We start from the raw sequence: 5,370 nt of genomic DNA, 5'->3' as shown, positions 1-5,370 counted from the left end.
GTGCCAAGTGGGCCTGGAAGCGGTCTGGGTCGGTGACGGCGAGCAGCGAGACACGATCGGTCCACAGCAGGTGCCCGATCTGGTGCGCCACGGTCCACCCCTGCGCCGGTGTGGGTATCGCCCACTGCTCCGGCGTCAGTTCCGCCACGACGGCGTCCAGCGCTTCCGATTCCGCGTCCAGCGCGGACACGATGTGGTCGATGCGAGCCATCTCTCGACTGTGACACCCCGGCCTAAAAAAAGCAATCATGAATGATTGTTTATTTACGGGCGGCGGCGCGCAGTGGCCAGCGACATGCTGATGTGACGTTCAGTCGAAGCGGACGTCGGCCGTTCCGGAGGCGAGCAGGTTGGCCCCGTCGTACAGCTCCGCCGCAAAGACACCGAGGCGGCGACCCACCTTGATCGGGCGCGTGTGCACCACGATGGTGCGACCGTCGACGATCGGTGAGCGATGGAAAGCGACGCTGAACTCGATCAGCTGGTAGCCGACCCCCGCCGGGGTGGTGGCCTGCGCGGCATAGGAGAGCCCTTGCGCCACGATCGCCGCGATCACGCCACCGTGCATGCTGCCCATGATGTTGGCCATCCACTCGGCCGTGGTCGAGGAGAACTGCACGGTGCCGTCACGCGCGAAGCTCACCGCGCCGCCGAGTAGCTCGCCGAGCGGTCCCAGCGACGTCCACGCATGCGCGAGCGACTCGACCACCTCCCGGCCCGGTTGATTGGGGTCCACCGTGCACAACTCCCCGCCCGGGGCAGTGGAGGCGGGGATCTGCAAGTGATCGCCGTCCACCACCAGTTCCCGACCGACGCGCACGTTGCGCGCCGAGCCGAAGCACAGCGGTCGCCCGCCCGCGCCGGAGATCCGCACTGCGGTGGCCCCGTAGGCGGCGTCGCTCAGCACCAGCTCCGCGGTGGCATCGAGTTCCTCGGTGATCTCCGGCCGCGCCAGCATCGACATCGAGAGCCGCGACTGTACCGAGCTGCCCTCCTCGGCAAAGAAGAACGGGAGGCCGCCGATGTCGTCGAACAGGACGGTCAGCGCGGGCATCTCGATCAGGCCGCGATGGTCGGTCAGACCCGGGCCCAGCCACCCGGCCATATCGGCCAGCTCCGAACCGGGGCGGCGGCCCACACCGAAGCTGGAAAAGAGATCGGGGCGCGGGATCGTCATGCCCTCATTCCTATCAACCCCGAACCGCTGGCCTACAGTCGGCATCATGGACTTCCGTATCGAAGACATCAGCCCCGAAGAGATCGACCGTCGCCTGTCGGTAGTGGAACCGCTGACCGATTCGGTCCGTCAACTGGTAGACGCGGTGATCCGGTCGGAGGTCTCCGACGACGAGCTGCGCGCGGCGCAAGCACAGATCGATGACGTGGTGGCCGCCCTGCGCACCAAACAACGGCCCGGCAGTTTCGGCACCCCGTTCACCAAGACCTTCATCGGCATGCCGTGGGGAAACGCCGCGGTGGGAGCACGAAACGCGATCGCCCCGCCGCTGCGGATCCGGCGCAGCCCGGGCCTCGCCGAATGCGAGATGGTGCTCGGCGCTGCCTATGAGGGCCCGGGCGGCTGCGTGCACGGCGGGATCGCCGCGCTCCTGCTCGACCAACTCGTCGGCGAAGCCGCCAGCACCGACGGCCTGCCCAGTTTCACCGGCACTCTCACCGTGAAGTACCTGCGCCCCACCCTGCTTGGCGCACTCTCCGCCCGCGCCGAAGTGACCGGCCGCGAGGGCCGCAAGACTTTTGTCCGGGCCACCCTGTCCGACGACGACGGGGCGACCGTCGAGGCCGAAGCAATCATGATCTGCCCCAAGGGTTTCGAGCTCCCCACCGGAGATGCCCTCCCCCAGCCCGCCAACTCCCGCGACGACCTCTGATGGCTGATCAGCACGGTACGCCGACTCCGTTCAGCGACGACGAGGCCGCGGCAGTGCGCGCCTTCACCGAGCGCTTGCACCTCGGCGGAATCGTCGACGTCCACACGCACTTCATGCCTAAGGCCGTGCTCGACAAAGTGTGGGCCTACTTCGATTCGGCCGGTCCGCTGCTCGGTCGCGAATGGCCGATCACCTATCGTGCCGACGAGGACCGACGGGTCGCCGCCTTGCGCGCCTTCGGTGTTCGCAGGTTCACGTCGATGATCTACCCGCACAAGCCCGCCATGGCGCAGTGGCTGAACGCTTGGGGAGCCGACTTCGCCGCGCGTCACCCGGACTGCCTGCAGACCGCCACCTTCTACCCCGAGCCCGGGGCCGTCGAGTACGTTGCGGAGGCAATTGAGGGCGGCGCGCAGATCTTCAAGTCGCATATCCAGGTCGGCGACTACTCCCCCACCGACCCGCTGCTCGATGACGTCTGGGGTGTCCTCGCCGAGACCGGCGTACCGGTGGTGATCCACTGTGGTTCCGGTCCGGCACCCGGTCGGTATACCGGGCCCGAGCCGATCCGCCAGGTGCTGCAGCGATTCGGTCAGCTGAACCTGATCGTGGCGCATATGGGCACACCCGAATACGCAGATTTCGCGGAACTGGCCGAGCAGTACTCCGGTGTGCGCCTGGACACGACGATGAGTTTCACCGACTTCTCCGATGCCCTCGCGCCCTACCCGAAGGATCTGCTGCCGCGGCTGGCGGATCTGTCGGAGAAGGTCCTCTTCGGTTCGGACTTCCCGAACATCCCCTACGGGTATCTGCACGCCCTGCAGGCCTGCGAACGTCTCGGCCTCGGCGAGGACTGGCTGCGCGCGGTGCTGCACGACAACGCCGCCACCCTGTTCGGCCTGCGGCCCGAATCGACAGCGTCGATCTAGAACGCGTTCTACCATCGGCTCATGGCCGAGTCTGTGACGCAACTGTTGATCGAGCGTGCGCAAAACGACGGCACCGCGCTGATCGCTGCGGACCGGACGTGGTCGTGGCGCGAATACCTCGCCGACGCCGAGCGCACCGCTGCTGCTGTTCTGGCCGCCGCCGACCCGGCCCGCCCCATGCACGTCGGCGTCCTCCTCGGCAATGAGCCGACCATGCTGATCGCCCTGGCGGCCGGGGCACTCGGCGGATACGTGACCGTCGGGATCAACACCACCCGGCGCGGCGCGGCCCTGGCCGCCGATCTGCACCGCGCGGACTGCCAGATCCTCCTCACCGACGCCGCCCATCAACCGTTGCTCGACGGTCTGGACCTGTCCGGCGTCACGGTGATCGACACCGCGGCGCCGGAGTGGGCGCACCGCCTGAGCTCCGCCGACCCACTGGTGCCGCATTCGATCCCGGCCGCCATGGACCCGTTCATGCTGATCTTCACCTCCGGTACGAGCGGCGATCCGAAGCCGGTTCGCTTCGCGCACATGATGATTCCGTTCGCCGGGCCGCCGCTGGTGGAGCGCTTCGGGATCACCGCCGACGACGTCTGCTATCTATCGATGCCGCTCTTCCACTCGGCCGCACTGCTCGGCGGTTTTTGCGTCGCACTGGCCTCCGGCGCCGCCATGGTGCCTGCCCAGTTCTCGGCGTCGACCTTCCTCGACGACGTCCGCCGCTTCGGCGTGACGTATATGAACTACGTCGGCAAACCGCTGGCCTACATCCTGGCGACGCCGGAGCAGCCGGACGACGCCGACAGTCCACTGCGCGCGGCGTTCGGCAACGAGGCCACTGACCGCGATATCGACGAGTTTTCCCGGCGCTTCGGTTGCGCAGTATGGGACGGCTTCGGCTCCACCGAATTGGCCATCATCATCACCCGCGAGCCCGGCACCCCGACGGGTTCGATCGGCAAGGGCTTCCCCGGGGTCGCCGTCTACCACCGGTCGACCGGCACCGAATGCCCACCGGCCCGCTTCGATCACACCGGCGCGCTGTGCAACGCCGAGGAGGCGATCGGCGAGCTGGTCAACACCACCGGCGGCGGCCTCTTTGCAGGCTATTACAACGACGACGCGGCCACCGGCGAGCGACTGCGTGACGGCATGTACTGGTCGGGCGACCTCGCCTACAAGGACGCCGACGAGTGGATCTACCTCGCCGGCCGCACAGACGACTGGCTGCGCGTGGACGGCGAGAATCTCGCCGCCGGACCGATCGAACGCATCCTGCAGCGGCTGCCCGCGGTCAACAGGGTGGCGGTCTACGCGGCAGCCGACCCGGTGGTCGGCGACGCCGTGATGGCCGCGGTGGTGTGCAACGACGACACCGAACTCACGCCGGATATGCTCACCGAATTCCTTGCCGCCCAACAGGATTTGTCGCCGAAGGCGTGGCCCACCTACATCCGTATCGCCGCCGATCTGCCGACGACCGCCACCAATAAGATCCTGAAACGGGAGTTGAAAGCACAGGGCGCCGTGCCAGCGGGCGGCGAGCTGTGGGTCCGGGCACCACGCTCAACGACCTACCGACCGGCGTAGCCACCCGCAGTCAGCGAGCCCGGTCAAGCGGGCGCGGACGTCCCGAGATACGCGCTTTCCAGCCGGCCCAGATCGGCGGCTAATTCGGTGGCCGGGCACTCGAACGCGATGTTCCCGTGTACCAGCACCACGGCCCGGTCGGCTACGTCCAGCGCCAGCCGGACGTGCTGTTCGACGAGCACGATCGCCGTCCCCTCGCTCGCGGCCACCCCGCGCAGCACCGGAAGAATGGACTCGACGATCACCGGCGCCAGACCCATGCTGAGCTCGTCGATGAGCAGCACCTTGGGGCGCTGCAGCAGCGCCCGGGCGATCGCCAGCATCTGCTGTTCGCCGCCGGAGACCTGCCCCGCGGCCACCTTCATCCGCTTGTCCAGTGCCGGAAACCATTCCCGCGCCTGCGCGAGCCCCGCGGCGACGTCGGCTCGCCGGTAGCTGCCCACCGCGAGCCGCAGATTCTGCTCGCATGTGAGACCACGGAACAGCGCCCGGTCGTCGGGCACCAGCACCAGACCGGCGCGCACCGCGGCCCGCGGATCTCCCGGCCGGACCGGATTTCCGTCCACCGAGACCGCGCCGCCCAGTCGCGGCAGCAACCCGGACAACGTCTCGAGCAGGGTGGTCTTACCCGCACCGTTCGGCCCAAGCAGAGCGACGATCTCGCCCCGGTCCACAGACAGGTCGATGCCGCGGACCACCGGGCTATCGCTGCGGTAACCGGCATCCAGTGCCGTGGCTTGAAGCACGCTCACGCGTCCACCTCCTCGGTCGGGTCGGCCACCGATTCGGTAGCCGCCGGTGTTCCCAGATAGGCCGCGATGACAGCCTCGTCGGTGCGGATCTCCGCCGGGGTACCCGCGGCGATCAGCGTGCCCAGATCGAGGACGATCACCCGATCGCACACCGAGAGCACCAGGTCCATATCGTGGTCGATCAGCAGCATGGTGGTGCCT

At 68.0% G+C, this 5,370-nt stretch carries 6 protein-coding genes and 1 pseudogene; 3 read left to right on the top strand and 4 right to left on the bottom strand.

Annotated elements, in window-relative coordinates; genetic code table 11:
* Nucleotides 1-211: maleylpyruvate isomerase family mycothiol-dependent enzyme (locus tag WAW85_RS12160; RefSeq protein WP_422559870.1), on the bottom strand; the 211-nt coding region annotated here is incomplete at its 3' end.
* A 99-nt stretch (nucleotides 212-310) separates the two neighbouring features.
* Nucleotides 311-1,177, bottom strand: coding sequence for a PaaI family thioesterase (locus tag WAW85_RS12155; RefSeq protein WP_422559869.1), 867 nt, complete (start codon nucleotides 1,175-1,177; stop codon nucleotides 311-313).
* A gap of 46 nt (nucleotides 1,178-1,223) precedes the next feature.
* Here WAW85_RS12155 and WAW85_RS12150 point away from each other — a divergent pair, with 46 nt between their 5' ends.
* From WAW85_RS12150 to fadD1, 3 genes are read left to right on the top strand one after another with little or no spacing between them, the layout of a single operon-like run.
* Nucleotides 1,224-1,889, top strand: coding sequence for a PaaI family thioesterase (locus tag WAW85_RS12150; protein WP_422559868.1), 666 nt, complete (start codon nucleotides 1,224-1,226; stop codon nucleotides 1,887-1,889).
* Entirely contained in the window at nucleotides 1,889-2,821 is a 933-nt protein-coding gene (locus WAW85_RS12145; protein WP_422559867.1) for an amidohydrolase family protein, read from the top strand. The genes WAW85_RS12150 and WAW85_RS12145 overlap by 1 nt, the downstream gene beginning before the upstream one ends.
* A 21-nt stretch (nucleotides 2,822-2,842) precedes the next feature.
* A complete protein-coding gene (gene fadD1 / locus WAW85_RS12140; RefSeq protein ID WP_422559866.1) occupies nucleotides 2,843-4,417 on the top strand; it encodes a fatty-acid--CoA ligase FadD1 in 1,575 nt (524 codons plus the stop codon).
* A gap of 23 nt (nucleotides 4,418-4,440) precedes the next feature.
* On the opposite strand, the gene WAW85_RS12135 is transcribed toward fadD1, so the two are convergent.
* Nucleotides 4,441-5,169, bottom strand: a complete 729-nt coding sequence (locus tag WAW85_RS12135) for an ABC transporter ATP-binding protein (protein ID WP_422559865.1) — start codon at nucleotides 5,167-5,169, stop codon at nucleotides 4,441-4,443.
* Nucleotides 5,166-5,370, bottom strand: a pseudogene (locus tag WAW85_RS12130) (ABC transporter ATP-binding protein); the annotation flags it as partial. The pseudogene WAW85_RS12130 and the gene WAW85_RS12135, both read right to left, overlap by 4 nt.

The organism is Gordonia sp. (in: high G+C Gram-positive bacteria) (assembly GCF_049299075.1).
Taxonomy (GTDB): domain Bacteria; phylum Actinomycetota; class Actinomycetes; order Mycobacteriales; family Mycobacteriaceae; genus Gordonia.
Note: the sequence above shows the minus strand (reverse complement) of the source record. Positions and strands in the feature narration are given on the sequence as shown.

Bases quoted from the DNA above. Each gene is read 5' to 3' on its own strand.
- WAW85_RS12150 (WP_422559868.1), top strand. From the start codon at position 1,224: ATGGACTTCCGTATCGAAGACATCAGCCCCGAAGAGATCGACCGTCGC.
- fadD1 (WP_422559866.1), top strand. From the start codon at position 2,843: ATGGCCGAGTCTGTGACGCAACTGTTGATCGAGCGTGCGCAAAACGAC.
- WAW85_RS12145 (WP_422559867.1), top strand. From the start codon at position 1,889: ATGGCTGATCAGCACGGTACGCCGACTCCGTTCAGCGACGACGAGGCC.
- WAW85_RS12155 (WP_422559869.1), bottom strand. From the start codon at position 1,177: ATGACGATCCCGCGCCCCGATCTCTTTTCCAGCTTCGGTGTGGGCCGC.